The 26,271-nt window shown below is 75.1% G+C and carries 28 protein-coding genes and 1 tRNA gene; 12 read left to right on the forward strand and 17 right to left on the reverse strand.

The genetic code is table 11. The annotated features are described in order from the left end of the window. Positions 1 to 5: 5 nt before the first annotated feature. From ACQPYX_RS09855 to ACQPYX_RS09870, 4 genes are read right to left on the reverse strand one after another with little or no spacing between them, the layout of a single operon-like run. Complete coding sequence (locus tag ACQPYX_RS09855) at positions 6 to 647, reverse strand: class II aldolase/adducin family protein (RefSeq protein WP_433802725.1); 642 nt, start codon at positions 645 to 647, stop codon at positions 6 to 8. Further along, positions 644 to 2,143, reverse strand: a complete 1,500-nt coding sequence (locus ACQPYX_RS09860; protein ID WP_433802726.1) for an FGGY family carbohydrate kinase — start codon at positions 2,141 to 2,143, stop codon at positions 644 to 646. The genes ACQPYX_RS09855 and ACQPYX_RS09860 overlap by 4 nt, the downstream gene beginning before the upstream one ends. After that, on the reverse strand, positions 2,140 to 3,174 hold the full coding sequence (locus ACQPYX_RS09865) for a 2-hydroxyacid dehydrogenase (protein ID WP_433803704.1): 1,035 nt from the start codon (positions 3,172 to 3,174) through the stop codon (positions 2,140 to 2,142). The genes ACQPYX_RS09860 and ACQPYX_RS09865 overlap by 4 nt, the downstream gene beginning before the upstream one ends. A gap of 28 nt (positions 3,175 to 3,202) precedes the next feature. Then, entirely contained in the window at positions 3,203 to 3,865 is a 663-nt protein-coding gene (locus tag ACQPYX_RS09870) for an HAD family hydrolase (RefSeq protein WP_433802727.1), read from the reverse strand. Positions 3,866 to 3,974: 109 nt separating this feature from the next. Between ACQPYX_RS09870 and ACQPYX_RS09875 the strand changes: the two genes are divergently transcribed. The 6 genes from ACQPYX_RS09875 to ACQPYX_RS09900 all read left to right on the forward strand — a co-directional run bounded on the left by ACQPYX_RS09875 (position 3,975) and on the right by ACQPYX_RS09900 (position 8,972). Beyond that, complete coding sequence (locus ACQPYX_RS09875; RefSeq protein ID WP_433802728.1) at positions 3,975 to 4,772, forward strand: DeoR/GlpR family DNA-binding transcription regulator; 798 nt, start codon at positions 3,975 to 3,977, stop codon at positions 4,770 to 4,772. 57 nt (positions 4,773 to 4,829) lie between these two features. Then, the gene (locus tag ACQPYX_RS09880) at positions 4,830 to 6,155 is read left to right on the forward strand and encodes an MFS transporter (RefSeq protein ID WP_433802729.1); all 1,326 of its coding nucleotides are present in this window, start codon (positions 4,830 to 4,832) and stop codon (positions 6,153 to 6,155) included. Beyond that, positions 6,152 to 7,636 carry an FGGY-family carbohydrate kinase gene (locus ACQPYX_RS09885; protein ID WP_433802730.1) on the forward strand — a complete coding sequence of 495 codons (1,485 nt, stop codon included), beginning with the start codon at positions 6,152 to 6,154 and terminating at the stop codon, positions 7,634 to 7,636. Before ACQPYX_RS09880 ends, ACQPYX_RS09885 begins: the two co-directional genes overlap by 4 nt. Beyond that, entirely contained in the window at positions 7,633 to 8,235 is a 603-nt protein-coding gene (locus ACQPYX_RS09890) for a histidine phosphatase family protein (protein WP_433802731.1), read from the forward strand. The genes ACQPYX_RS09885 and ACQPYX_RS09890 overlap by 4 nt, the downstream gene beginning before the upstream one ends. A gap of 225 nt (positions 8,236 to 8,460) precedes the next feature. Beyond that, the gene (locus ACQPYX_RS09895) at positions 8,461 to 8,721 is read left to right on the forward strand and encodes a hypothetical protein (RefSeq protein WP_433802732.1); all 261 of its coding nucleotides are present in this window, start codon (positions 8,461 to 8,463) and stop codon (positions 8,719 to 8,721) included. Between the two features lie 20 nt (positions 8,722 to 8,741). Beyond that, positions 8,742 to 8,972: a hypothetical protein gene (locus ACQPYX_RS09900; RefSeq protein WP_433802733.1), complete on the forward strand. Its 231-nt coding sequence runs from the start codon at positions 8,742 to 8,744 to the stop codon at positions 8,970 to 8,972. 220 nt (positions 8,973 to 9,192) lie between these two features. Here the strand turns inward: ACQPYX_RS09900 and ACQPYX_RS09905 are convergent, their stop codons facing one another. After that, a complete protein-coding gene (locus tag ACQPYX_RS09905; RefSeq protein ID WP_433802734.1) occupies positions 9,193 to 10,374 on the reverse strand; it encodes an adenylate/guanylate cyclase domain-containing protein in 1,182 nt (393 codons plus the stop codon). Positions 10,375 to 10,427: 53 nt separating this feature from the next. On the opposite strand from ACQPYX_RS09905, the gene ACQPYX_RS09910 reads away from it, so the two are divergent. Both ACQPYX_RS09910 and ACQPYX_RS09915 read left to right on the forward strand, forming a co-directional pair. Beyond that, entirely contained in the window at positions 10,428 to 11,324 is an 897-nt protein-coding gene (locus tag ACQPYX_RS09910) for a metallophosphoesterase family protein (RefSeq protein WP_433802735.1), read from the forward strand. Further along, complete coding sequence (locus tag ACQPYX_RS09915; RefSeq protein WP_433802736.1) at positions 11,321 to 11,986, forward strand: 4'-phosphopantetheinyl transferase family protein; 666 nt, start codon at positions 11,321 to 11,323, stop codon at positions 11,984 to 11,986. The genes ACQPYX_RS09910 and ACQPYX_RS09915 overlap by 4 nt, the downstream gene beginning before the upstream one ends. Before the next feature lie 518 nt (positions 11,987 to 12,504). Here ACQPYX_RS09915 and ACQPYX_RS09920 read toward each other — a convergent pair. From ACQPYX_RS09920 to ACQPYX_RS09935, 4 genes are all read right to left on the reverse strand, one after another. Next, entirely contained in the window at positions 12,505 to 13,071 is a 567-nt protein-coding gene (locus ACQPYX_RS09920; protein WP_433802737.1) for a hypothetical protein, read from the reverse strand. 137 nt (positions 13,072 to 13,208) lie between these two features. Continuing rightward, complete coding sequence (locus tag ACQPYX_RS09925) at positions 13,209 to 16,052, reverse strand: hypothetical protein (protein ID WP_433802738.1); 2,844 nt, start codon at positions 16,050 to 16,052, stop codon at positions 13,209 to 13,211. After that, positions 16,049 to 17,194, reverse strand: a complete 1,146-nt coding sequence (locus ACQPYX_RS09930) for a metallophosphoesterase family protein (RefSeq protein WP_433802739.1) — start codon at positions 17,192 to 17,194, stop codon at positions 16,049 to 16,051. Before ACQPYX_RS09930 ends, ACQPYX_RS09925 begins: the two co-directional genes overlap by 4 nt. A gap of 100 nt (positions 17,195 to 17,294) precedes the next feature. Then, positions 17,295 to 17,849 carry a Uma2 family endonuclease gene (locus tag ACQPYX_RS09935; protein WP_433802740.1) on the reverse strand — a complete coding sequence of 185 codons (555 nt, stop codon included), beginning with the start codon at positions 17,847 to 17,849 and terminating at the stop codon, positions 17,295 to 17,297. 87 nt (positions 17,850 to 17,936) lie between these two features. Here ACQPYX_RS09935 and ACQPYX_RS09940 point away from each other — a divergent pair, with 87 nt between their 5' ends. Then, positions 17,937 to 18,734 carry an enoyl-CoA hydratase/isomerase family protein gene (locus ACQPYX_RS09940; RefSeq protein ID WP_433802741.1) on the forward strand — a complete coding sequence of 266 codons (798 nt, stop codon included), beginning with the start codon at positions 17,937 to 17,939 and terminating at the stop codon, positions 18,732 to 18,734. Positions 18,735 to 18,786: 52 nt separating this feature from the next. Here ACQPYX_RS09940 and ACQPYX_RS09945 read toward each other — a convergent pair whose 3' ends face one another. From ACQPYX_RS09945 to ACQPYX_RS09960, 4 genes are all read right to left on the reverse strand, one after another. Then, positions 18,787 to 20,421 carry an alkaline phosphatase D family protein gene (locus tag ACQPYX_RS09945; protein ID WP_433802742.1) on the reverse strand — a complete coding sequence of 545 codons (1,635 nt, stop codon included), beginning with the start codon at positions 20,419 to 20,421 and terminating at the stop codon, positions 18,787 to 18,789. Positions 20,422 to 20,435: 14 nt separating this feature from the next. Beyond that, positions 20,436 to 21,065 (reverse strand): hypothetical protein, encoded by a 630-nt coding sequence (locus ACQPYX_RS09950; RefSeq protein ID WP_433802743.1) that lies wholly within the window; start codon positions 21,063 to 21,065, stop codon positions 20,436 to 20,438. Positions 21,066 to 21,162: 97 nt separating this feature from the next. After that, the gene (locus ACQPYX_RS09955; protein WP_433802744.1) at positions 21,163 to 21,309 is read right to left on the reverse strand and encodes a hypothetical protein; all 147 of its coding nucleotides are present in this window, start codon (positions 21,307 to 21,309) and stop codon (positions 21,163 to 21,165) included. Between the two features lie 132 nt (positions 21,310 to 21,441). Then, complete coding sequence (locus ACQPYX_RS09960; RefSeq protein ID WP_433802745.1) at positions 21,442 to 21,633, reverse strand: hypothetical protein; 192 nt, start codon at positions 21,631 to 21,633, stop codon at positions 21,442 to 21,444. 316 nt (positions 21,634 to 21,949) lie between these two features. Between ACQPYX_RS09960 and ACQPYX_RS09965 the strand changes: the two genes are divergently transcribed. Further along, positions 21,950 to 22,024: transfer RNA gene (locus ACQPYX_RS09965), tRNA-Ile, on the forward strand. Here ACQPYX_RS09965 and ACQPYX_RS09970 read toward each other — a convergent pair. Continuing rightward, a complete protein-coding gene (locus ACQPYX_RS09970) occupies positions 21,993 to 22,172 on the reverse strand; it encodes a hypothetical protein (protein ID WP_433802746.1) in 180 nt (59 codons plus the stop codon). The two genes, ACQPYX_RS09965 and ACQPYX_RS09970, sit on opposite strands and share 32 nt — an antisense overlap. A 140-nt stretch (positions 22,173 to 22,312) precedes the next feature. On the opposite strand from ACQPYX_RS09970, the gene ACQPYX_RS09975 reads away from it, so the two are divergent. Together ACQPYX_RS09975 and ACQPYX_RS09980 are read left to right on the forward strand one after the other, a co-directional pair. After that, entirely contained in the window at positions 22,313 to 22,621 is a 309-nt protein-coding gene (locus ACQPYX_RS09975; RefSeq protein WP_433802747.1) for a hypothetical protein, read from the forward strand. A 24-nt stretch (positions 22,622 to 22,645) separates the two neighbouring features. Beyond that, positions 22,646 to 24,073 (forward strand): AMP-binding protein, encoded by a 1,428-nt coding sequence (locus ACQPYX_RS09980; protein ID WP_433802748.1) that lies wholly within the window; start codon positions 22,646 to 22,648, stop codon positions 24,071 to 24,073. Here the strand turns inward: ACQPYX_RS09980 and ACQPYX_RS09985 are convergent. From ACQPYX_RS09985 to ACQPYX_RS09995, 3 genes are read right to left on the reverse strand one after another with little or no spacing between them, the layout of a single operon-like run. Then, the gene (locus ACQPYX_RS09985) at positions 24,033 to 25,556 is read right to left on the reverse strand and encodes a putative bifunctional diguanylate cyclase/phosphodiesterase (RefSeq protein ID WP_433802749.1); all 1,524 of its coding nucleotides are present in this window, start codon (positions 25,554 to 25,556) and stop codon (positions 24,033 to 24,035) included. The genes ACQPYX_RS09980 and ACQPYX_RS09985 overlap by 41 nt on opposite strands. Beyond that, positions 25,537 to 25,917, reverse strand: coding sequence for a hypothetical protein (locus tag ACQPYX_RS09990; protein ID WP_433802750.1), 381 nt, complete (start codon positions 25,915 to 25,917; stop codon positions 25,537 to 25,539). The genes ACQPYX_RS09985 and ACQPYX_RS09990 overlap by 20 nt, the downstream gene beginning before the upstream one ends. A gap of 58 nt (positions 25,918 to 25,975) precedes the next feature. Then, a complete protein-coding gene (locus ACQPYX_RS09995; protein ID WP_433802751.1) occupies positions 25,976 to 26,263 on the reverse strand; it encodes a hypothetical protein in 288 nt (95 codons plus the stop codon). Between the last annotated feature and the right edge of the window lie 8 nt (positions 26,264 to 26,271).

Genomic DNA, 26,271 nt, shown 5'->3' on the forward strand with positions numbered 1-26,271 from the left:
CGACCCTAGCGCTGGCCGTAGCCCTTCAGCCGCTCCACGACGTCCGCGACCTGCTCCTCCGCGAGCAGCCGCGGGGTCCCGACGGCGGACGCCCGGAGCCAGACGTCGCACAGCCACTCGAGGTGGGCCGCCCCGTCGTAGGCCGCGCGGAGCGTGGAGCCGAGCACGATCGTGCCGTGGTGGCGCATCACTGCCGCGGTGCGGTCGGCGAGCGCGGCCGAGGTGTTCGCGGCCAGCTCGTCGGTGCCGTACGGGGCGTACTCGGCGACCGACACGCCACCGCCGAAGATCGCGGTCTGGTAGTGCACGAGGGGGACGTCGTCGCGCAGCAGGGAGAGCGCGACGGCCGCGGCGGAGTGCGTGTGCACCACCGCCGACGCTCCGTGCCGGGCGTAGCAGAGCAGGTGCAGCGGCAGCTCGCTCGTCGGCCGGAGGCTCCCGACGACGGGTGTCCCGTCCAGGTCCACGACGACGACGTCGTCGGCGGTCATGGTGTCGTAGGCGACGCCGGTCGGGGTCACCGCGACGAGGTCGCCGACCCGCACCGAGAGGTTGCCGGCGGTCCCGGCGACGAGCCGGTCGGCGACGAGGCGGCGGGCGTGCTCGGCGACGTCGGCGCGCGCGGTGTCGAGATCGGGATCGCTCACCGCGTCGTCGTACCAGGACGGGCGAAGCCCTGCGCCTGCCGGGCCCAGAAGTCCCGGGCCGTGTCGACGTGCGCCCGGTAGCGGAGGTAGCCGGGCTCGTAGTGCTCGTGGGCGTGCGCGGTCGGCTCGACGGTGCGCGACGGCGCCGCCCAGTCCGCCGGGTCGAGCTCGTCGCCGAGCGCGCGGGCGGCGCTGACGGCGGCGCCGCGCGTGCCGAGCCCGGGGTCGTCGGGAACGACGAGCGGGACGTCCAGGACGTCCGCGAAGATCTGCGCCCACGGGCCGGACCGGGACCCGCCACCACACGCCACGAGGCGGCCGGGCACCCGGGACGCCGAGGCGGCGCGCTCGAAGCAGTTCCGCGCCGTGTACGCGATGCCCTCGCACACCGCCCGCACCACCTGGCCGCGGGTCGTGGAGAGGGTGACGCCCTCCAGCTGGCCCCGGGCCCGGGTGTCGAGGAACGGCGCACGCTCCCCGGAGGCGGACAGGAACGGCAGCGCGGACACGCCTCCCGCACCGGGCGCGGTGCCCTCCAGCAGGTCGCCGAGCGAGTCGATGCCCACCCCGAGCAGGTTCAGCAGCCAGTCCAGCCCCGCCGTCCCGACCATAGCCGGCATCGCCCGCAGCCACGACCCCGGGTCGGGCGTGCAGATCCACATCCCGGCGGGCTCGTCGGCCGGGTCCAGGTCCACGGTGTCGGTGAAGACCTCGCAGGCGAGCGTGGTGCCGAGGATGAGCAGGCCGTCGCCGGGCCGCGACAGGCCCGCCCCGATCGCGCAGCCCGGCAGGTCGAACGGCCCGCCGGTCACCGGGGTCCCGACCGGCAGGCCGACGAGCTCGGCCCCGCGCCGGTCGAGCTCGAGCACCGTGCCGGCCGGGGTGGGCTCGGCGAGCAGGCGGCGGTGGTCGGCGATGCCGCACGCGGCGATCGCCTCGTCGTCGTAGCGGCGGGTGGTCACGTCGAGGAACGGCAGGGTCGCGTCGGACGCGTCCACGGTGACCTCGCCGGTGAGGCGCTGGACGATGGCGTCGACGCAGTAGCCCGCCACCGTCGCCCGCTCCAGCGCCTCGGGCTCGTGCTCGGCGAGGTGGTTAATCAGCGGTCCGTGGCAGCCGGGGAAGAGCCCGGAGCCGGTCCGGCCGTAGACCCGCTGCACCGTGCCGTCGTCCTGCCAGCGCCGCACGAGGTCGCCCGCGCGGTCGTCGAGCCAGGAGATCGGCGGGCGGGTGGCGTACCCGTCACCGTCGCGCAGCCAGAGCCCGTCGCCCTGGCCGGTGATCGCGAGGGCCCGCACCGGGCGGCCGGCCTCGGCGACCACCCGCCGGGTGACGTCGGCCGCGCTCGCCAGGACGTCCTCGAGGTCCTGCTCGACCCGCCCGTCGTCGTACTGGTCCAGCCGCGAGGCCCGTTCCGCGGACGCGATCTTGACCCCGTCGTCGTCGTAGGCGTCGGCCTTGGTCATGGAGGTGCCGACGTCCAGCCCGATGATCATCGCTTCCCCCCGACCGTGTTCGCCGGGTGCCGCAGTGCCTCGCCGCGCAGGAACCGGGCGGCCTCGCCCGCCGCGATGGCGGCCGCGCGGTGCGCGGTCTGGCGGGTGGCGCCAGCCAGGTGCGGGGTCGCGACGACGTTCGGTGCGGCGTGCAGCGGCCAGTCCGGCGGGGGCGGCTCGACGTCGTACACGTCGAGCGCGAGGCCGCCGAGTCGACCGGACTCCAGCGCGGCCGGCAGCGGCCCGTAGTCCAGCAGCCCGCCACGCGCGGTGTTGACCAGCACGGCGCCGTGCGGGAGCAGGTCCAGCTCGCGGGCGCCGATCATGCCCCGGGTCTCGTCGGTGAGCCGGGCGTGCAGCGAGACCACGCCCGAGCGGCGCAGCAGGTCGTCGAGGTCGGTGAGCTCGATGCCGTCCTCGTCCGGGGCGTAGGGGTCGGAGACGAGCACCGTCGCCCCGAACGCCCGGAGCACGCGCGCGACGATCCGTCCGATGGCGCCGTAGCCGACGAGGCCGACGGTGGCGCCGTCCAGCTCGAGCCCGGCCTCGTCGTAGTGGTAGAAGTCGCCCCGCCAACGTCCGGCCCGCAGCTCGGAGTCCGCGAGCGGGATGCGTCGCAGCGCGGCCAGGACCATGCCGACCGCGAATTCCGCGGCCGCCGCGGCGTTGCGCCCGGGGGCCTGGGCGACCGCGACACCGGCGGCGTCGGCGGCCGCCAGGTCGACGTTGACGGGGCCGCCGCGGCACACCGCCACCATCTCCAGCTCGGGGCGGGCCTCGAAGACCTTCGCGGTGAAGGGCGCCATCTGGGTCAGGCACACGCGGACGCCGTCGAGGGCCTCGACGAGCTCCTCCTCGGTGCCCGAGGCCTCGTCGACGACGCTCTCCCCGCTCCCGACGGACCCGAAGGGCTCCTGCGGCCAGCCGGCGGTCAGGGTGGTCGACTCGAACTCGCCGACGTCCTCGGCGCGCAACGCGTCGAGGAACGTCCGCGGCGCGACGAAGTGGTCGCCGGCGGCGAGCACACGCAGCATCGGGTGGCTCCTTCGATGTGGAGGGTCAGGTCAGGAGGTCGACGATCGCCCGGTGCGCGGCGTCGACCCCGTCCACGTGGCAGGTGGCCAGGGCGAGGGCGTCGGGCTTCGGGGGATAGGTGGGGTTCGGGACGGCGACCACGGTCATGCCCGCGGCCGCCGCGGCGCGGATGCCGTTGCTCGAGTCCTCGACCCCGACGCAGCGGACCGGGTCGACGGCGAGCCGACGGGCGGCCTCCAGGTACACGTCGGGGGCCGGCTTGCCCCGGTCCACCTCGGCCGAGGAGACCGTGGCCTGGAACGCCCGAGTGAGGCCGTGCGCGTCGAGCACCGCGTCGATCAGTCGGCGCGGCGCGGAGGTCGCGAGGGCAACCGGCACGCGCGCCGCCACGTCGCGCACCATCCACGCTGCCCCGGCGTAGGGCTCCATCCGCCCGTCGGCCAGGGCGTCGACCATGCCGTCGACCACCGCCCGCTCGCAGGCCGCGGCGTCGTCGTGGCCGCCCGCGCGGTCGGCCAGGTAGGCCGACCACTCCGGTGCGCTCATGCCCTGGACGTGCTCGGTGTCGGCGGCGGTCCAGGTGACGTCGTGGCGCGCGGCGTACCGCGTCCACATCTCCTCCCAGAGGTGCTCGCTCTCGACGAGCACGCCGTCGAGGTCGAACACGACGGCTCGGGTTCCGCTCATGCTCTTCCCTCCCGCGTCGATGTGAAATTAACATCGAAGATGTGATCACGGAAGTGTCGTTCGTGCCCGGATGCTCCGCGGGGGCGTCGCCGTCGGCGATGCTGGGCGCGTGAGCAGCGAAGCCGGGCCGGGCCGGGGCGGGGGCTCGCGCGCCACCCGCCAGCAGCGCATCGTCGACCACGTCCTCGCGGCCGGGTCGGCCAGCGCGACCGAGCTCGTCGAGCTGACCGGCGTCAGCCTGATGACCGTCCACCGCGACGTGGACGAGCTCGTGCGCCGCGGCCTCGTCCGGAAGTACCGCGGCGGTGTCTCCGCCCAGCCGACGTCGGTGTTCGAGTCGCACTCGGACTACCGGCGCACGGTGCGCCGCGCGGAGAAGAACGCGATCGCGGCGGCCGCCCTGGCCTTCGTCGAACCCGGGTCGTCGATCATGCTGGACGACTCCACCTCGGCGTTGGCGCTGGCCGAACGCCTGGGCGACGTCGGCCCACTCACCGTGGTGACGAACTACCTGCCGGCGCTGGAGCTGCTGAAGACCTTTCCCGAGGTCCGGCTGATCGCGCTCGGCGGCGACTACTCGCGCACCCACGACTCGTTCGGCGGCGTCGGGTGCCTCGAGGCCGTGGAGGCGGTGTCGGTCGACGCCGCGTTCGTCTCGACCTCGTCGATGACCGGCTCGATGACGTTCCACCAGGAGCAGGAGATCGTCGTCGTGAAGCGGCGGATGCTCGAGGTCGCCGACCGGTGCGTGCTGCTCATGGACTCCTCGAAGGCGCCGCGCCGCGCGCTGCACCACCTGCGGCCCCTCGCGGCGTTCGACGACCTCGTGGTCGACGACGGGACGTCCGCGGCCCTCCTCGAGGAGATGGGTGAGCACACCCGTGTGACCGTCGCCGAGCCTTGTTAAATTCACAGATCCTTTGTTAGAAGTGATGCGCCGCACTCAGACAGAAGGGCGCATCCCATGACCACCACGACCGCGGACGGTCCCCTGACCGGCATCGAACGGTGGGGCATCCCGTACCCGCTGCGCTGGGGCTTCGTCGGAGTCCTGATCTTCATGATCGGCGACGGCGTCGAGACCAGCTTCCTGTCCGCCTACCTCGCCGATCCGGCCGGCGGTGGCCTCGACGGCGCGCAGGCCTCCTTCGCCACCGTCACCCTCTACGGCGTCGCCGCGCTCGTGGCCTCCTGGTTCTCGGGCACGCTGTCCGCGATCTGGGGCCCGCGCCGGGTGATGTGGCTCGGCGCGGCGATCTGGATCGTGCTCGAGGCCCTGTTCCTGTTCGTCGCGATCCCGGCGCAGGACGCCACGTTGATCATCACGACGTACGCCGTGCGCGGCCTGGCCTACCCGCTCTTCGCGTTCGCCTTCCTCGTCTGGATCCAGACGATCGCCCGGCCCCGGATGCGCGGCTCGGCCGCCGGCTGGTTCTGGTTCGCCTTCACCGGCGGCCTGCCCACCCTCGGCGCCGCCCTCGCCGCGATCGCCGTCGGGCCGCTCGGCATCTCCGAGTACGGCACGCTGGTGATCTCGCTGGTCCTCGTCGCGGTCGGCGCCGCCATCGGCTGCTTCGCGGTCACCGAGCCGCAGGGCCTGCGCCCGATCGCCGACGCCTCCATGCCGAACCCCACCAGCCTGCGCCGCCTCACCGAGGGCGTCGACATCCTCTGGCGTGACCGGCGGACGATCGCCGGGTTCTTCGTCCGGCTCGTCAACACCGCCCCGCAGTACGGGTTCTTCGCGATGTTCCCGTTCGTCTTCGGCCCCGAGACCCCGGGCGGGGGCTTCCTGACGACCGCGCAGGTCGCCCTGCTCGCCACGGTCGCCTACGCCGCGAACATCGGCGCCAACCTCTTCTTCGGGGTCTTCGGCGACTCCTTCGGCTGGCGGCGCACCGTGACGGTGTTCGGCTGCCTCGGCTGCGCCGTCGCGGTGCCGCTCTGGTACTTCGGCGCGATCGCCTCGCAGAGCTTCGTCGTGACCGCCATCCTGGGCGCCGTGTACGGCATCCTGCTCGCCGGCTTTGTGCCGCTGTCGGCGCTCATGCCGTCGATGGTCGAGCTCAAGGACAAGGGGGCGGCACTGGCCGTGCTCAACACGGGCGCGGGTGGCGCGGCGCTGCTCGGCCCGCTCACCGTCACCGCCCTGTTCCCGGTGTTCGGGGGCGGTGGGGTGGTCATCGCCTACTGCGTGATGTACCTCCTGGTCGCCGCGCTCTCGCTGGTCATCCGGTCCGACATCGATCCCGGCGTCGCGCGCCGGCGCGAGGCGGCGGGGCAGGCGTGAGCGGGCAGGTCTGGATCGGGGTCGACCTCGGCACGCAGAGCGTGCGGGCCGCCGCCGTCGACGACGACGGACCGCTCCCGGCGGTCGCGTCCCGCCCGCTGCGCAGCCGCCGGTGGCGGGCCGGTGACGGTTCCGCCCGCCACGAGCAGGACCCGGGGGCCTGGTGCGCCGCGGTCGACGAGGTCCTCGCCGAGCTCCTCGCCGGGCTCGACGACCCGGCGGCCGTCGGCGGGATCGCCGTCGACGGGACCTCGGGCAGCGTCGTCGCGGTCGACGCCGCCGGGCGCCCGGACGGGCCGGGGGTGATGTACGACGACGCCCGCGGCCACGGCCACGCCGCGCGGGTCCGCGAGGCGGGCGCCGCGGTGTGGGACCGGCTCGGCTACCGGGTGGGCGACTCGTGGGCCCTCCCGACCCTGCTCGCGCTCGACCCGGCGCCCGGCTACCGGCACCAGACCGACGTCGTCACCGCCCACCTCACCGGCACCGCCACCGCCACCGACGCCTCGACCGCGCTCAAGACCGGCTACGACGCGCTCGCCGGGCACTGGCCGACCCACGTGCTCGTCGCGCTCGGGCTCGACCCCGCGGCCCTGCCCGAGGTCGTCCCGCCCGGGACGGTCCTCGGCGGGATCGGACGGGGAACCGCCGACCGGACCGGACTCGTCGTCGGGACCCCCGTCGTCGCCGGCATGACCGACGGATGCGCGGCGCAGCTCGCCGCGGGCGCCGTCGCCCCGGGGCAGTGGAACGTGGTCCTCGGGACGACGCTGGTGCTCAAAGGGGTCGTCGAGGAGCTGCTGCGCGACCCCGACGGCACCGTCTACTGCCACCGCGGCCCGCAGGGCGGCTGGTGGTGGCCCGGCGGGGCCTCGAACACCGGTGCCGCCGTGCTCTCCGACGTCGTCGAGCCCGACCGGTTCGACGTCGTCACGACGGCTCTGCAGCGCGAACCCGTCGACCCGCCGGTGGTGCTGCCGCTGCGGGGCCGCGGCGAGCGGTTCCCCTTCGACGCTCCGGAAGCCGAGGGGTTCTGGCTTCCCGACGACGCGGCGGCGCGGTCGCTCGCCGATCTCGCCTCCGCAGTGGGGGAGACCGCCGCGTTCGCCGGACTCGCCGAGGGCATCGCGTTCGTCGAGCGGCTCGCGTTCGAGCGGGTCGCGGCCTTGGGCGCCGACGTCGACGGGGAGCGGTCGATCACCGGCGGCGCGACCGCGAACCGGTGGTGGAACCAGCGACGCGCCGACGTGCTCGGGGTGGCGCTGCAGCGCCCCGAGCACGCCGAACCCGCCGTCGGGATGGCGATCCTGGCGCGGGCGGCGGTCGAGGCGGACGGCGGCGAGCCGGACCTGGTGGCGGCCGCGCGGGACGTCCGCCGCGCGACGGCGGGGGAGACCTACGAGCCGCGGCCGGACGCCGCGCTCGAGGACCGCTACGGCCGTTTCCGGGCGGCGCTCGTCGAGCGGGGGTGGGTGGCGTGACCGAGCTGGTCCTGGGGCGCCACGGCGAGACCGAGTGGCACGCCGACAACCGGTACGCCGGCCGCACCGACGTCGCCCTGACCCCGCGGGGGCTGGACCAGGCGGCGACGCTCGCGGACTGGGCGCGCGACGCGGGGCTCGACGCCGTCTACTGCTCGCCGCTGTCCCGGGCCCACCGCACCGCGGAGCCCGCGGCCGCGGCGGCCGGGGCACCGCTGCACGTGCGCCCCGCCCTCGTCGAGGTCGACTTCGGGGCCGGCGACGGGCTGACCCGCGACGAGATGGCCGACCGGTTCCCGGAGGCGCTGCACGCGTTCCTCGCGGCGCCCGCCTCGAGCCCGTTCCCGGGAGGCGAGCGCGGCGATGCCGCGGTGGCCCGCGCCCGGCCGGTGCTCGACGAGGTGGTCGCGGCGTTCCCGGACGGGCGCGTGCTCGTGGTCGCGCACCAGACGCTCCTGCGCCTGCTGCTCTGCGAGCTGCTCGGCCTGCCGCTCGACCACTACCGCGCGGTGTTCCCGCGCCTGGAGTCGGCCGCGCGGACCGTCGTCGTGCCGGCGGCGTCCGGTCCGGCCGCGCTGCGGGCGCTCAACGTGCGCTGAGGCGCCCCTCCCTCCGTGGCAGCACGGCGTCGGGGCGCCCATGATCATCGAGCACCGTCGGCGCCCCCCCGACCTCACGTACCGCCGCAGGTGCTCGGTGATCATGCTCGCACGACCGGTGCATCAGCCTGCCTGACCAGCGAGAACGACCGTCGGGCGCGCCGATCGACCGCTCGACGTGGATGCAGGGAGTGACATCGATGTACTTTACATAACGTCCCGGTTGTGCACGATCAGCACCGGACGAGCGAGCAGGCGCGGGTCGCCGCGCGCTCGGTGCTGGCCAACGTCGAGTCGCTGGACGACCTCGCCGCAGACCGTCGCGCCCAGGTCGTCGCCCTCGCCGAGCAGCTCCAGCGCGGGCACCTCGACCGGGCCGGCACGCTCGGGGCCGCGGCGCAGCTGCGCGCCCTGCTCGGCCCCGTGCGTGCCCTCGCCGCGCGTACGGTCGTCTCCTGGCTCGACGATCTCGGCCTCGCCGCCTGAGCGCCGGATAGACTCCGACCATGGTGGAACGCCTCGCGGCACGCTTCGGGACGACGCCGATGCGACTGCTCCTCGCCGGCTGGGCGCTCGCCGCCGTGCTGCTGCTCGTGGGTCTCGCGCTCGTCCTCACCGGCTCGGCGCCCGCCGTCGGGTTCGTGCTGTTCATCCTCGGCGTGATCCTGACGATGGGCGTCGCGGTGAACCTCCTGCGCCTGCGGGCCGGGGAGCACGCGCGCAAGCCCTCGAAGTAGCACTCCACCGGGTGAACTCATGTGGTGATCGAGGGTTCGTGCTGGACGAACGCGTGGTCCGTGCCTCACTCTTTCCTCACCGACGGACGGTTGGTGTCGGTGTTCGGGGAACGCCGACTGCCCGGGTCGGCGGCGGTCGCTGGGGAGCGGACCGCCGCCGGCCCCGGCACCTCGTCGGTCCTCCCGCGGGCTCCGGTCAGGACACCGTCCATGACCCCGGTCAGGACGCCGCGGTGACCCGGTAGAGGCGCTGCGCCCCCCGGATGCCCTTGAACCGCCGCGGCGCGGCCACCCGCCACCGGAACTCGGCCTCGTCCCCGGCCCGCGACACCGCGTCGTGCACCGCGGCCGTGACCACCACCTGGCCCGGGCGGGCGGTCGTCGTGACCCGCGAGGCGAGGTTGACCGGCGGGCCGTACCAGTCGCCGGCGTGCGGCACCCCGATCCCGTTCGCGATCCCGACCCGCACGTCCGGGCGCCCGTCGTCGGCGTCGGACCAGCGGCGCGCGAGCTCCACGGCGGCGCGGACCAGCGCGGTCGGGTCGGAGGACACGAGCATCACCGCGTCACCGATCGTCTTCGCGAGCCGGACCGGGCGGGTGGCGATGTCGGTGGCGCACGCCGAGAGTTGTTCGGCGACCTCGGAGAGCTCGGCGGCGGACACGTTCTCGCCGAGGTCGGTGAAGCCCACCAGGTCGGCGAAGCAGACGGAGACCTCCTGGGCGCCCTGGAGGCGGCCGGCGGTGGACTCCTCGACGGCGAGCGCGTGCGACCGGATCCGGTCGGCGAGGGCCACCGAGACCAGGTGCGTGAGGTGCAGCATGTCCTGCTCGGCGATCTGGCGGGCCTCGATCGCGTACCGCAGCGCCATCTCCGGCTCGGGCTCGCCCGCGGCCAGCAGCGCCTCGCCGAGCAGTCCGCCGAGCGCGTCGGCCATGTTGAGCACGCCCCGGCCGATGGCGCGGACCACCGGCATCATCTCCTCGTCGGAGAACCCGAGGGAGCGGTAGCGCTCGATGCGCGCGGCGATCTCGGTGTCCTCGTCGGTGTACATCTCCTCGTCGGGGTCGGTGGACACCGGGCGCCCCAGCGCACGGAACCACTTCGAGACGATCTCCGGGTCCTGCCCGGTGTGCGCGCAGATCGCCGACATCGACCAGCCGTCCTCGGGGGCGAGAGTCCGCTCGATCAGCAGGAGCCCCAGCCGGTCCCGCTCGATGGCCTCGCGCATCGTCTCGATGCCCACGCCGTCGCCGGCCAGCGCCGAGAGCACCTCGACGCGGATGCGGCGCTGGTCCCCGGTGAGCCCCTCGAGCAGCCCGGCCCGGTCGTAGTCCGTCTCCGCCATCGCCGACCGCAGGCGTTGCGGGATCGGCAGGGACGTCAGGTGGCGCGGGGGCACGGGATCATCATGGCGAATCCCGCGCGACGCGGCGCGGCTAGAGTGATCGTCCGATGGCTCCCAGTCTGCTCGCCACGAGCGACCTGCACGTCAACCGCTCGGGCAACGAGGCGGTGGTCCGCGATCTCCACCCGACCGACCCGGGCGACTGGCTGATCGTCGCGGGTGACGTCGCCGACAAGGTCTCCGACGTCCGCTGGGCGCTGTCGCTGCTGGCCGAGCGGTTCGCGCGGGTCCTGTGGGTCCCCGGCAACCACGACCTGTGGACCCCGCCCGGCGACGACGTCCAACTCGTCGGGCCCGAGCGGTACGACCACCTCGTCGAGCTCTGCCGCTCGCTCGGGGTGCTGACGCCCGAGGACGAGTGGCCGGTGTTCGACGGCCACCTCGTCTGCCCCATGTTCCTGCTCTACGACTACTCGTGGCGGGTCCGCCCCGACATGGCCGCGATGTCCACCGGGGAGGCCCTCGACGCGGCCCGCGAGGCGGGCGTGGTGTGCACCGACGAGTTCCTCATGGCCTCCCGTCCGTACGAGGGTCCCGCGGCGTGGTGCGCCGAGCGGCTCGTCGAGACCCGGCGCCGGCTCGCGGAGCGTCCCGCCGGGATGCCGACGGTGCTGATCAACCACTGGCCGCTGACCGAGCTGCCGCTGCGGGTGCTGCGTCACCCGGAGTTCTCGCTGTGGTGCGGCACCACCGAGACGGCCCGCTGGCACGTCGAGTACGACGCCGCGGCCGTGGTGTACGGGCACCTGCACCTGCCGCGGACCACGTGGGAGGACGAGGTCCGCTTCGAGGAGGTGTCGGTTGGCTACCCGCGCGAGTGGCAGCGCCACGACCTCGTGCGCGGCCCCGTGCGGCGCATCCTGCCCGCTCCCGAGCCCGAGATCCCCGACCCGTTCACCGCCTGGGCGATCGACCACGGCGCCCGGTGGGGGTCGACGGGGTGAACCCGCTCGCGGAGATCCTGCCCGCCACCGTCGCCACGGCCGTCCGGTTCGACGACGAGGGGGTCGGCCCCCTGCACCCGGACGAGGAACCCGCCGTCGCGAAGGCCGTGGCGACCCGGCGGGCGGAGTTCACCACCGCGCGGTCCTGCGCCCGGGAGGCCCTCGCGGCGCTCGGTGCGCCGGCCGCGGCGGTGCCGGTGGGGGAGAAGCGGTCCCCGGTGTGGCCGGACGGCGTGGTCGGGTCGATCACGCACACCGCGGGCTTCCGCGGGGCGGCCGTGGCGCGCCGGGTGGACGTGCGCTCGGTCGGGGTGGACGCGGAGCAGCACGGGCCGTTGCCCGACGGCGTGCTCGGGGCCGTGTCCTCGCCGGAGGAGCGGGCCGTGCTCGCCCGGTTGGGCGCCGAGCACCCGGACGTGCACTGGGACCGGCTGCTCTTCTCGGCCAAGGAGTCGGTCTACAAGACGTGGTACCCGCTGACCGGGCGCTGGCTCGGCTTCGAGGAGGCCGTCCTGACGCCGAGCCCCGACGGCACCTTCCGCGCGCTGCTGCTCGTCCCCGGCCCGGTCGTCGACGACGAGCTGCGCGCGGAGTTCCACGGTCGCTGGGCGGTGTGCGGGGCGCACATCGTGACCGGGATCGCGCTGGAGGCGCAGGGCTGACGCGCCGGCCGGGGCTCTGCGGGCCGCACGGCGACGCCGCCGCAGCCAGTCCGTGATCAACGAGCACCTACGGTGGTCGTCGGGGGTGGTCGGCCGCCGCAGGTGCTCGCTCGCCGCGCCCGCTGTGCCGGGCTGGCTCGCCCGGCTGCCCAGTCCGTGATCAACGAGCACCTACGGTGGTCGTCGGGGGTGGTCGGCCGCCGCAGGTGCTCGCCCGCCGCGCCCGCTGTGCCGGGCTCGCCCGGCTGCCCGGTCCGTGATCAACGAGCACCTACGGCGGTCGCCGGGGGTGGTGGGCCGCCGCAGGTGCTCGCTCGCCGCGCCCGCTGTGCCGGGCTGGCTCGCCCGGCTGCCCGGTCCGTGATCAACGAGCACCTGCGGTAGTCGTCGGGGGTGGTGGGCCGCCGCAGGTGCTCGCTCGCGCCGGGGGCCGCCCACCGCGCAGAACCGCGCTCGGCCGCCGACCGCTCGCGCCGCCCGGCGTGGTGTCGGGCGGCGCGAGGGTGGTCAGGTCGTGCTCAGCTCTCGGCGGCGACGAGCTTCCCGCTCCCGCCGCTGCCGCCGGTGCCGTGACCGCCCGAGCCGCCGTTCGCCTGGGCGTCGCCGCCCGACGACGAGTTCTTGCTCGGCGCGGAGTCGCCCAGCAGCGCGAGGTTGCTGCCCGACAGGACGTTGATCCCGCCCTGGCCACCGATGGCCGACCCGCCGTTACCGCCGGCGCCACCCGTGCCCGCGCCACCGGCTCCGCCGTTGCCGCCGACCAGGCTGGTCACCGAGGTGGTGACGTCGGTGATCGGCGAACCACGGTGGCCGCCGTCCTTCGAGCCGTGCCCGTCCTTCGAGCCGTGCCGGCCCGAGGCGCCGGAGTGCTGCCCCGAGCCGCAGTCCACGCTCTGGCGGTCGGCATGGCCCTGGTGCTCGCCGGTCGAGGCCATCGCGGACCCCGTCGCCGCGACCAGACCGACCCCGGCGACCCCGGCGACCGCCGCGACGCGGCCGGCGTACGCCGCCCGTCCCGGACGCCCGCGCTCGACACCGTGCCCGTCGAGCTGGATCGCGTGGGCCGTGCTGTGGTGCTTGCCCATGGTCGTGCCCCTCCTTCGAGATCGGGTCCGGGCACGTGTTGTGCTCCGAACGCGCGGGGGCTTCCCTCGACCGGGCGTGTTCGTAACCCTTTCGTGACCGTTCCGTGTCCGCAGTGAGACGAGCGGGCGAGCGGTCGTCAGCCCGCGCGGAACGCCTCGACGTCGGCCCGCTCGTCGTCCCGGGCGTCCTCGCGGTCCCCGTCGGCGGCGGCCACGGCCTGCGGCGGCGGGTAGGAGGGGTTCAGCGTCACGGTGCGGGTGGCGCCGATGCCGCGGTAGCGCGCCGGGGTGCACGTGAGCACCACGACCTGGTGCGACGACCCCGCGGCGGCCGCCCCGAAGACGGCCGCGAGCCGCTCGAGGCGACCGGGGTCGGAGTGCCCGAGCGCGTCGTCGATGAGGACCGGCACCCCGTCCTCGGCGTCGACCAGGGCGGCGACGGCGAGGCGGGCGCACAACCCGAGCTGCTCCTTCGCCCCGGTCGACAGCGCGTCGAACGGCACGGTCACTCCGTTCAGGGTGCGCGAGACGATCCGCAGCGCCGGGTCGACCTCGAGGGCCAGCGACGGGCCGAACACGATCCGCGCGAGCCGCTCCACCTCGCGCCGGAACGGTGCGACGTACGCCCGCCGCACCTCGTCGCGCCGCCGCGCCAGGGTGTCGTGCAGCCGCACGGCCGCGGCCGCCCGGCGCGACACGGAGGAGTGTTCGCGCTCGGCGGCGGCGAGCTCGGTGCGCGCCGCGGCGTGCCGGTCGTGCCGGCCCTCGCCGCCCGCGACCTGCAGCCGCCCGGTGACCTCGGCGCGCCGCCGCTCCACGTCGGCGGTGCGCTGCGTCAGCGACTCCACTGCCCGCTTGGCCGTCGCGTAGAGCGCCTCGACGGTCGTCGGGTCGTCGGCCTCGAGCGCGGCGGCCCGCTGCTCGTGGTCGGCCTCGTAGCGGCGCGCCCGGGCGAGCGCGTCCGTGGCCGCCGCGGCCAGGGTGTCGTCGGGGTGTTCCGCGCGGGCGTCGCGCAGCTCCCCGGAGCGCCGGTCGGCCTCGTTGCGGGCCACCGCGAGCGCGGTCCGCGCCGCCACGACCTCCGTGCCCGCCGCCGACACCGACGCGTCGAGACGCCGCCAGGCCTCCTCCGCGGCGCGCGCCGTCCGATGGGCCTCGTCGGCGGCGTCGAGGGTGCGCACCGCCTCGAGCCGCAGCGGCTCCAGGTCCTCCGGCTCCGGGTCGGCCGACGCGTCGTCGAGCAGCCCGGCCTCCTCGAACAGGCCGGGCTCGTCCGGCGCCGCGCGCCTCGGCCCGCGTCGCCGGGCGGGCGCGGCGTCCGGGCCGTCCGGGGCATTGGACGGGATCCGCCCGGCGAGCGCCGCGATCGCGCCGCGCACGTCCTCGAGCGCGCGGCCGCCCAGTTCCCGCTCCACCACGGCGGCGAGCTCGCGCACCCGCGCCGCCGCCTCGCCGGCCGTGCGCAGCGCGGTGCGTGCGGCCGCCACGTCGGCCACCCCGAGGGCGGTGCACGCCTGGTCGCGGGCCGTGCGGGCGTCGGTGACACGGCGGCGGGCGGCCTCGCCGTCGAGGCCCGGCCGCACCGTCATGCGGACCGCACCCGGCACGTCGATCGTCACCGCGTCGGCCACCGGCAGGGTGGTGGTCTCCCCGTCGGCGACCTCGCGCAGGTCCCCGTCGACCGCCACCTCGGTCCGGTCGCCCAGCCCGGTCACCTCGACCGTCGCGGCCCCGGCCGCCAGCTCGGCCTCGGCCTGGACCACCGCGCGGTCGAGTCCCTCCAGACGGTCCACCGCGGCGGCGTCGGCGCACGGACCGTCCGCCGCCCGCGCGGCCTCCCGGCGCGCATCCTCGGCGGTCTCGGCGCGTCGCAACCGTCCCCGCAGGTCGGCCAGCTCCGACCGGTCGCGCGCCACGGCCAGTGCGGCGGCCGCGGTGCGGGCGGCGGCGGTCGCCGCGTCGGACGCCGCGAGGGCCCGGTCGGCCTCGGCCCGCCGCTCGGCGAGGTCCTCCCGCCGTGCGCGGTCGCCGGCCTCCAGACCCCCGAGCGTCTCGCGGGCCCGGTCGGCGCGCTGCTCCGCGGCGGCCGCCGCGGCGACGAGCGTCGCCCGGGTGTCCTGCCGTTCGGTGGCGCGGCTCGCCCGCTCGCGGGCGGCCTCGGCCCGCTCCGCGCTGGTGGCGACCTCCTGCTGCCGGGCCTGCAGGGCCGACCAGCGGTCCTCCAGCTCCCGCACCCGGGCGTTCTGCGCGCGCCGTTCCTCCGCCAGCCCGGTGGCCTCGCGGTCGAGCTCCGCGCGCAGGTCGACGTCGCGTTCCACCTCGGACAGGGCCGCCGCGGCCGCGTCGGCCTCCGCCCGCGCGGCGGCGACCCGGTCCCCGGCCTCGCGCAGCGGCCCGACCGGGCGGCCGTGCCCGCCGTGGTAGCGCCGGACCTCCGCGAGCGCGCGCTCGACGAGGCCTTCGGCCGCGGCGTCGGCCGCCGGACCGACGGCCTCCCCGCCGGCGGCGCGGTCGAGCGCGCGGGTGAGGGCGTCGTGCCCGCCGAGGTCGACCTGCCCGAGCGGGGTGTGCTGCTCGACCCGGAGGGCGAGCCACAGGTCCCGGTCCATCGTCTCGTCGAGGATCGCCAGCAGCCGGTCGTGCGCCTCGCGGCCGGCGAGCTGCTCGGTGGTCGGGCCGGTGACGTGCAGCTCGGTCAGCCGCCGCCGCAGCCACCGCTTGCGGTAGACGACGTGGTACGGGCCGGTGACGAACTCGGCCTCCACCTCGGGCCCGGCGTCCCGACCGGCCGGTGCCGCGCTGCGCACCGGCGCGGCCTTGGAGTCGTCGCGGAAGTCGATGAGCAGGTCGAGCGCGACCACCGTGGAGGTCTTGCCCACCTCGTTCTCGCCCTCGAGCACGGTGACACCGGACTCGGCGAGGTGGACCTCGCGGTCGTGCACCCCGCGGAAGTCCCGCAGGCGGATCCGGAGCAGCCTCACCGCGCCACCGCCAGGCGGTGCAGCAGGGCGAGCGCGTCCAGCGCCTCGGCATCGGCCTCGTCCCGGGCCGCTCCGGCGAGCTCCTGGGCCGCGTCGGCCGCGAACCCGCTGAGCCCGAGGGCCTCGACGTCCGCGTCGTCGGGCCGGGTGACGACGCCCGAGAGGTCGACCTCCAGGGCGGCGAGGACGGGAGCGTGGGCCTCGGTGATCTCGTCGAGCCGGGCGCGCTGGCGCAGCGTCAGGGTGCCCTCGACCGCGAGGCGCAGCGCGGTGCGCTCCGGGGCGTCCAGCGCGTCGAGCCGGGCGTCGAGTGCCGCGAGGTCGTCGTCCGAGTCGGCCACGGCGTGCTCGCGGGTGAAGGCCCACCGCCCGACGCGGACCGGCCGCACCGACGCCGCGCCGTCCGGGCCGACGTCCACGACCAGCACGTTGCCCGGGTCGGTCTCCTCGTGGGAGGTGACCTCGGGGGCGCCGGAGTAGGCGATCCGGGGCTCGCCGTGCAGCTGCCAGGTGGAGTGCCGGTCGCCGAGCGCGACGTAGTGCACCCGCCCGTCGGCCAGCGCCGCGCGGCACTCGGCGGTGCCGATCACCGCCGGGTTGCGCTCGTCGGGGCTGAGCACGTCGACCGCCCCGTGCCCGGCGAGCACCCGGACCACGCCCTCGGGCGCCGGCTCCAGGGCCCGCAACCGGTCGGCCACCAGGTCGGACAGCGGACGCTTCGTGGCCCAGGGCGCCGCGACGACCTCGACGCCCGGCGCCACCTCGTGCACCCCGGGGGTGTCGAGCACGGTGACGTGCGGGGGGCAGCGCCGCACGAAGTCGGCCCGCCGCGTCACGAGGGAGGCGTCCGCCGGATCGTGGTTCCCGGGCAGGAGCAGCACCGGCACGGGGACCGAGCGCAACGCCTCGCACGCGCGGCCCACCACGTCCGGCCCGACGAGGTTCGACTCGAAGACGTCCCCGCACACCACGACGAAGGCCGCGCCCTCGTCGCCCGCGACCCGCCCGAGGGCGGCCACCGCGTCGAGCCGGGCCTGCGCGAACCGGGCCTGCGCCTCACCGACCGCCTGCCCGACCCGACCCGCGCCGAGGAACCGCCGGGTCATCCCGAGCTGCCAGTCGGCGGTGTGGACGAAGCGCATGCTCACCTCCCCGCAGGAGCACCGTAGGCCGCGCCGCCGGTGGCCCTCCCACCGACACCCCGCGCCGACCCATGATCAGCAGAGCACAGGGGTCCGACAGTCACACCAGGGCGTCGAGGTCCAGCGTGATCCCGAGCCGCAGCGCCGCCGTTCCGCGGTGCACCGCCACCTGCCGGTACGCGCCCTCCACGAGGGAGAACTCCGTCAGCTCCACCGGCGGCCCCGGATCCACCACGAGGTAGGTCGGGATGCCGGCGTCGGCGTACTCGTGGACCTTGACGATCCGGTCGAGCCGTCGGCTGCCGGGGGAGAGGACCTCGATCGCGGCGAGGACCTCGCTCGCCGCCCACCGCGGCACGCCCACCGGCACATCGGGAGGGACGAGGACGACGTCGGGCGCCCGCACGGTCGCGGCCGGTACGTCCTCGATCACGATCTCGACCTCGGAGAACGCCTCCCAGCGTCCCGCGGCCGCGTCGTCGAACTGCCTGGTCAGGCGCTTCACGACGCGCTGATGGATCGGGATCGGCTTCGGCGCCACCTGCAGGACTCCCTCGGCGAGCTCGATGTGCCGGCTCGTGTCCTCGGGCAACGCGTCCCACTGCGCCAGGTCGAGGAGGTGACCGGGCCAGGACGCGGACAGCGGCAGCGACATGGTCCTCACACCCCCTTCGACGCCGACCAGCGTAGAACGGTCCCACTCCGGTGGCGGTGGCCGACGGAGCCGACCAGGCTCGTCGTCGTGACCTCCCCGATCCGCGTCGAGACCGGCACCGACCCCGCCCTCGCGGTGGTGACGATCGACCACCCGCCGCTGAACCTCTACGACCGCGAGATGCACACCGCGCTCGCCGAGGTCGTCACGCAGCTCGAGGCCGAGCGCCCGCGCGGCGCGCTGTTCCGCGCCGAGGGCAAGGTCGTCAGCGGCGGCGTCGACGTCCGCGACTCCTTCCTGCCCCTGGCGCAGAACGCCGATGTCGAGGCCGGCACCCGCTACTTCGCCGAGCTCGTCGAGCTGGGCGAGCGCGTCCACCGCCTGCCGTTCCCGACCGTCTTCGCCGCCCACGGCCTCACCCTCACCTGGGCGTTCGAGCTCGCCCTGGCCTGCGACCTCATCGTCGCTGCCGAGTCGGCGAGCTTCGGCCTCATCGAGGCCACGGTCGGGCTCACGCCGGCGATGGGCGGCACGCAACGGCTGGCCGAGCGCTGCGGCCAGGGCCGCGCGAAGTACTTCGTCATGACGGCGGGTCGCTTCGGCGCCGCGGAGATGGAGCGCTGGGGCGGGGTCGACCGGGTCGTTCCCGACGACGAGCTGGACGGCTCCGCCCGCACGCTCGCCCGGGAGCTCGCGGCCGGCCCCACCGTGGCCCACGCCGCCACCAAGGAGATCCTCGCGTCGCTGGCCGACGGCGGGCTCGACACCGCGAACGCCCGCACCGCCGGGATCGCGGGGAAGCTCTTCGCAACCGAGGACCTGCGCGGGGCGATGGAGTCCTTCGTCGAGCGTGGGCACGGACGTGCCGTGTTCCACGGCCTGTGAGTACTCATCCGTGCCAGAACACGGATGAGTACTCACAGGGCGAAGCCACCTCCTACGTCAGCGGCAGCACGCTGATCGGCTCCAGGTTCCCCTCCCGCGTGGAGCGCTCGAACCGGACGCGGGCGCTCCGTCCGGTGAGCTCGAGGGTCGCGATCGCGTTGCCGAAGTACGGCCCGCCGATCGCGTCCCACTCGACGGGCTCGGGCGGCACGCCCCAGCGCCGCCCGATCCGGCGGGCGATCCGCGTCGCCCGCCGGGTCCAGCCGGCCGCGAACACGTACTCCATGAACCACGGCACGGCGTTGCGCACCGGCGAGCAGGTGAGCTGGTAGACGTGCGAGCGGGTGGGGGTCGGGAAGGTGGCCCGCGCCGCGTAGCAGTGGTGGACGTCCCCGGAGAGCACGCAGACGGTGGCGGGCGCGGCCGACGACGCGGCGGTCCGCTCGACGAGCCGCGCCAGCCGGTCGAACGACGCCCGGAACGCCGGCCAGTGCTCGAGGTCCACGGCCTGCCGCAGCCACTCCGCCACCCGGCTGCCGGCGGTGGCCGACCGTTCGTCCATCGACTGCACCTGGCTGATCGCGGGCGGCATCAGCCAGGGGATCGACGACCCGATCAGCACGTGGTCGAGGTCCGGCGACGTCGCCTCGGCCTCGAGCCAGGTGAAGGTGTCGTCGTTGATCATGAGGCGCTCGTCGTCGTTGAGCACCCGGCCGCAGCGGGAGTCGACCATGAGCAGCCGCGTGCTCCCGAGGTCCCAGCGGTAGCTCCACCGGATGCCCGCGGGTCGCCCGACGGCGGCGTCGGCACGGGCCGCGAACTCCTCGAGCACCGGGTACGCGTCGCCCTCGCAGGCCATGACCTTGCGGTAGACGTCGTCGGCGTCCAGCGTCTCCGGGGACATGTTGCCCAGGTGCTGGTAGACCCAGTACGACGCGAGCCCGGCCCGGACGCGGGTCGGCCACCAGTCCAGCTGCGCCATCTCCTCGCGCCACGCCTGCGAGGTGTTCCAGTCGTCGCGGATGTCGTGGTCGTCGAAGATCATCGCGACGGGTGCGGTGGAGAGCAGCCACCGCACCTCCGGGTCCTGCCAGGTCTCGGCGTAGAGGTGCGCGTACTCGGGATAGTCGGCGATCTCGGTCCCGGCGCCCTCCTCGTCGCCCCGCCGCTCTCGGATCCACTGCTGCGTCCGCGGCGTCGTCTCGTCCGCGTAGACCTGGTCGCCGAGCAGACAGATCGCGTCCGGGAGCTCGGCGGCGGCCTCGTCGTCGTCGGACACGCCGGTGAGCCGACGGATCAGGCGCGCCGCGTAGGCGTCCAGCCCGTCCACGCCGAGCGAGGCCTCGAGCTCGGGGTCGCCGGTCGGGGGGTAGCGGCAGGAGCCGAACACGACGCGCTGGGTGCGCTCGGTGCGCTCCGCCCGGGTCCGGATACGCGAGGGCGGCAGCCCGTCGACCGGCCAGACCCGCTCGCCGTCGAGGTGGACCTCGTAGGAGCGGACGGTGTCCGGCTCGAGGTCGCGCACCACCACGAGCGCGTAGTGCTCGCCGCACACCGTGAACGTCGGGGCCGCGGTGCCCAACACCTCCACCGTCCCCGGGCGGTCCACCTCGACCCACACCGTCGCGGTCGTGCTCCCGACGTGGCGCAGGAGCGGTCCCAGGACGAGCGGGGTGCTGTCGGTCACCCCGACAGGGTGCCTCACGACGGGTCGGTGAGCCGCTCCAACCGCCGCTGGACCTCGTCGAGACGGGCCTGCAGGAGGGTGACCTCGGCGGACAGCAGCGGAATCTCGGCCTCCGGCGGCAACTCGGGGGACGCGTCGTCGGGAAGGGGCGCGAGCGGGGCGAGGACCGAGCGCTCGGTCCCCTCGTCGACGGTCACCGGGACGCCCGCGAGGCGGGTCAGGCGGTCGAGGGAGAGCACCGCGCGCCGGCCGGCGCACTCCCGGCAGACGGCCTCGAGGCGGCGCCACCCGACGATCCCGCCGCCGACGTCGTCGAGCGCCGCGGCGGACCGTCCGCAGCGACAGCGCCCGAGGCGGATCGAACGCACGGTCTGGCGCTGGTAGCGCAGGCCGAGCTCGTAGGAGACGTAGCGGCCGGAAGCGAGGACCTCGAGCAGCACGCTGCGCTCGTACTGCTCGTCGCAGGCGAGGGCGCGGGCCTGGTCGGCCTCGTGGAAGCAGTAGAAGCCGCAGTCGCACCAGGTCGAGGGGCAGCGGTGCCGCGGCGACTGCACGCAGACCGCCTCGGCGACCGTCCCGTAGACCTGGCTGCGACCCAGCGCGACGCCGTTGAACCCGACCGCGGTGCCGTCCGCGGACAGCATCGGGTAGGCGATCTTCCACCCGGGCAGCGCGGGGCGGGTGCCCGCCTCGCTCCCGTCGGCGGGCTCGACGCGGCCGCGCCGCGAGAGCGGGCGCAGCTCAGCCCCCGGTGGCGATCGGGTCGGGGGTCTGCTCGACGACGGGCTCGGCCGCGACCGCGACCGGCTCCGGGGTCTCGACCTCGGCGGGTCGGGGGGCGGGCGGATCCTCGGCGATGCCGGCGGAGAGTCGACGTCCCAGGCGCATGTCTGCCTCCACTGCTCGGGTGCCTCCGATGGTCGGCCGACGATGTGCCGATGTAAAGCGGGGACCCGTGATCGCAACGAAGCCGGAGCCCGGCCCGGACCAGGGGAGCGGGTCCGGGCCGGGCGTCGTGCGCTACTCGGCGGCGAGGCCGAGGTCGTCGAGGACGGCGCCGACCTCGGCCTCGGTGTCGGCGACGGTGTGGTCGAGGTACTGCGCGACCGGCGTGAGCTCGGCGGCGTTCGCGGCCGGCGCGGCCACGCCGAGGGCGAGGGCCGGTCCGACGAGGGCGGCGAGGCCGAGGCGCAGGGAGCGGTTCGAGGGCATGGGGGGTCCTTCCCGAAGGGACGGCTGGATTGCTCTGACCGACACCGCGGACGGTGTCGATCGGCGCAACGAGGCCGGACCGGGACGAACACGGCGTCACGGGCAGCCGTAACACGATGATCATCGGAAAACGTGTCGGATCTGCGTTCCCGACGACGTCGTGGCCGGTCAGGGCGGGTACGCGGTCCCGATCGCGTGGTGATCTCCCGCTGACCGCGCCGACACGTCCCGTTCATCCGGTCGACGGCTCTCGGGCGGTCGCCCGATAGTGTCCCCGCGCGATCACGTGCTCCGGTGTCGTCGGAGGTGTCGCGAGGGGGCAGTAGCTCAGTTGGTCAGAGCAGCGGACTCATAATCCGTCAGGTCGTCGGTTCGAGCCCGACCTGCCCCACCTCTCCGTCGGAGGCGAGCGGTCCGTGGCGCAGCTCCGGCGACCCGGCCTGCGTGGTGTCCACCTCGCGGCCGTGACCACCGCCGCTGATCACCCGGACGGAGCAACGCTGCGCGAGGACCGACGCGCCACACGTTCGGGTGGTCACGGTCTCGTTCCGGACCGGTTGCGGTCCGCGTCGATGCCCTTCGCGCGCTGGTCCGCCGGGGTGACGACGGCTTGCGGCCCGACCTGATCATTACGGAGAATCACTGCAGCTCGGACAGCCGTACGATGATCGGGGGAATCATGACGGACCGGCGCAGCGGTGATCCGGGCTCCACGCGGATCAAGTCCCGGGCCCGGACGGCCGTCGAGGAGGGCATGACCGTCTCCATCGACCACCTCGCCGTCCCGAGCAGCCGCGAGCCCGCGTCCGGCTCGTTCCCGGCCGTGACGCCGGGCGTCCCCGGCGCGGTCGCCGCGCTGAAGCGCGCCATCGCCGACGGGACCGTCCACCACCACGGCACCACCCCGGTCGTCGCAGTCGTGCGCGTGTGGGCCGCGGGGGGCGACCTCGACGCGCAGCGCCGCGCCTGCCCCACCTGCGCCGCCTGACGTGAGGGGGCAGGCTCCGGGATCGTGATCCCCGAGCCCGCCCTCCCCGCGCGCCCGACCCCGCTGGCCACCCGCCTGCGGGACCTCGTCGCCCGGGCCCCGGCGGCGCCGGCGCTCTCCGACGGCGACACCCTGCTCACGCGCGACGAGCTCGACCGGTTCTCCACGCGGCTCGCCCGCACCCTCGCCGGGCGCGGGGTCGGCCGCGGCGACCTCGTCGCGATCGCGCTGCCGAACACCGTGCACCACGTCGCGACCAGCGTCGCGGCGTGGAAGCTCGGCGCGGTCCCGCTGCCGCTCTCGGCGCGCCTGCCCGCCGCGGAACGCGCGGCGATCCTGGCGGTCGCGCGCCCCGCCGTCGTGATCGACGAGGTCCCCGAGGTCACGACGACCGACGACTCGCCGCTGCCCGACGTCGTCGGTCCCTCCTGGAAGGCGCCGACCTCCGGCGGGTCGACCGGGACGCCGAAGGTCATCGTGGCCGGTCAGGCCGCGTGCACCGAGCACGTGCTGGCCCGTGCGGACGGCCTGCGGATCGACCGCGACGGAGTCTTTCTCGCGACCGCCCCGCTGCACCACAACGCGCCCTACATGTTCAGCCTGATGGCGCTCCTGCAGGGCCACCACGTCGTCCTGATGCAGCGCTTCGACGCCGCCCGCACGCTCGAGCTCGTCGCGGGGCACGGCGTCACGTGGCTCTACCTCGTCCCCACGATGATGTCGCGCATCCTCAAGGCCGTTCCCGACGAGGCCTGGGGCGGGCTGGGGACCCTGCGCACCGCCCTGCACGTGGGCGCGCCGTGCCCGCCCGAGGTCAAGCGCGCCTGGCTCGCCCGGCTCCCGCGCCCGGAGATCCTGCTCGAGCTGTACTCCGGCACCGAGTCGCAGGCGAGCGCGATGATCGACGGGCGGGACTGGCTCGCGCATCCCGGCTCGGTGGGGCGCGTGACCCGCGGACGGATGCGGATCACCGACGACGAGGGCCGCGAGGTCCCGCCGGGCGTCGTCGGGGAGATCTGGATGCGCCCGGAGGACGCCCCGACCTACCGGTACCTGGGCGCCGAGCCGCGGGCCCGGGACGGCTGGGAGTCCCTCGGCGACCTGGGCTCGTTCGACGAGGAGGGCTACCTCCACCTCGCCGACCGGCGGGCGGACATGGTCGTCGTCGGCGGGGCGAACGTGTACCCCGCGGAGGTGGAGGCGGTCCTGCTCGGCCACCCCGCGGTCGACGACGCGGTGGTGGTCGGGGTTCCCGACGAGGACCTCGGGCGCGTCGTGCACGCCGTGGTCCGTGCCGACGCGTCGGTCGAGCCCGAGCTGCGCGACCACGTCGCCGAGCGCCTCAGCCGGCACAAGCGCCCGACCGGCTACACGTTCGTCGACCACCCGTTGCGCGACGACACCGGCAAGGTCAGGCGCGCTGCCGTCGCAGCCGCCGTTCCAGGTCGGTAGCCGCGACCGGCGGGCTCCAGAAGTAGCCCTGCCCGAAGCGGCACCCGATCCGGCGCAGCGCGTCGGCCTCGCCCGCCGTCTGGACGCCCTCCGCGATCGGCACGAGGTCGAACGCGTGCGCCATCACGAGGATCGCGGTGGTGATCCGCATCTGCTGCTCGTCGACGTCGAGGTCGCTGACCAGCGAGCGGTCGATCTTCACCTCGTCGACGAAGGCCCGCCGGGCGTAGCCGAGCGAGGAGCTGCCGGTGCCGAAGTCGTCGATCGCGACCCCGACCCCGGCCGCCCGCAGCCCCTCGAGCGCCTCGCGGGTGAGGGCGTCGTCGCCGAGCAGCCGGTGCTCGGTGATCTCGACGGTGACGTCCTGCGGCGCGAGCCCGTGCCGCCGGGTGCACCCGACGATGTCGTCGACGAACTGCGGCGCGCGCAGCTCGACCGGGGACACGTTGACGTGCACGGTGAACGGCTCGTCGCCGAGCACGTCCGCGCGCCACCGCGCGACCTGCGCCGCCGCGGTCTCCAGCACCCACAGGTCGAGGGCGGTGATCAGGCCCGTGTCCTCGGCGACGGAGAGGAACGTGTCCGGCGTGAGGAAGCCGCGCTCGGGGTGCCGCCAGCGCGTGAGGGCCTCGACGGCGACGATGCGGTCGGTCTCCAGGTCGACGATCGGCTGGTAGAGGACCAGCAGCTGGCCCGTGGTCAGGGCGGTGCGCAGCTCGTCGGCGAGGCGGGTCCGGGCCTGGGCCTCCCGGCGCATCGCGGGCCGGAACACGCTGACCCCGCCCCGGGAGCGCGCCTTCGCGAGGTACATCGCGGTGTCGGCGTCGCGCAGGTAGTCGTCGGAGGGTCCGCCGGGACGGCCGAGCCGGACCCCGACGCTGGCGCTCACCCAGCACGTCCGCCCCTGCACGACGACGGGGGCGGCGAGGACCGCGCGGATGCGCTCGGCGATGTCGAGGGCCTGCTCGGGCGTGGCGTCGTGCACGAGGATGGCGAACTCGTCGCCGCCCAGCCGGGCCACCGTGTCGGTCTCGCGCACCACCCCGCGCAGCCGTTCGGCCACGGCGACGAGCAGCGCGTCGCCCACCTCGTGGCCGAAGGCGTCGTTCACGGCCTTGAACCCGTCGAGGTCGAGCACCAGCACGGCCGGGACGGCCGCCGCCCGTTCGACCTCGCGCAGCCGCTCGTGGAGCAGGGTGCGGTTGGCCAGCCCGGTCAGCGGGTCGGAGTGGGCGAGCAGTTCCAGGGCCGCGTGGGCGTCGGCGAGCTCGCGCGTCCGCTCGACGACCCGCCCCTCCAGGTCGTGCGTGAGCCCCTGCAGTTCCTCGGCGAGCATGTTGAGCCCGACGATGATCGCGTCGATCTCGTCCGACTCGTGGGAGGGGTCGAGGCGCGCGTCGAGGCGGCCCGCGGCCAGTTCGACGACGAAGCCCGCCAGCTCGTCGAGCCGGCGGGCGAGGTCCTCACCCGCGTGCGCGGTCATCGAGCAACCAGTCGACGGCGGCGGCCTCGTCGGTGAAGAACCGGGTCGGGGCCGCCGGCGGGTTCACGAACAGCGAGAAGTTGGCGATCGTCCGGTCGACCAGCGAGCGGCCGAGCATCGCGATCCGGGTCACCGAGCACTCGCGGCCGAACACGGCGCGCGCCTCCCGGTTCGTCGGGGTCTCCGAGCCCACGATCATCATGGGCCGGCGGTGGTCACCGTTGAGCTCGTCGACCGCCCGGATGGCGTACTCGGCGATCTCGCCGGTGATGCGCAGACCCGACACCCACTGCAGGCGGACGATCCCGAGCGCGTCGACGTGCAGCGACTCGAAGTACCCGAGGATCGGATCACTGCTCACGGGATGCAGACTACGGCAACACTGCGATGAACGGGCTAATGTGTTTAACCCTTTCGGGCTACTCGCGGGCGCGTCGAGCCTCGGCTCCGGTCTCCTCCGCGTACGCGGGGTCGTCACCGGCCACCCGGCCGACGAACTCGTCCGTGTCCCCCGTACCGGTCGTCGACATCTCGTCCCGGCGGGTCTCGTCGTCGGGGTGCACGCCGCCGGTGGCGCGGCTGCTCGCCACCCTCGGGTCCTGCGGCACGTCCTGCTCCGACGGCTCGCCCGCGGCGGGCGGTCCCAGCGGACCGTCCTCGCCCTTGATCGCGTCGGCGGCCTTGGAGATCGCGTCCTTGATGCCCATGACCGGGG

Source organism: Actinomycetospora sp. CA-084318 (assembly GCF_050955885.1).
Classification (GTDB): domain Bacteria; phylum Actinomycetota; class Actinomycetes; order Mycobacteriales; family Pseudonocardiaceae; genus Actinomycetospora.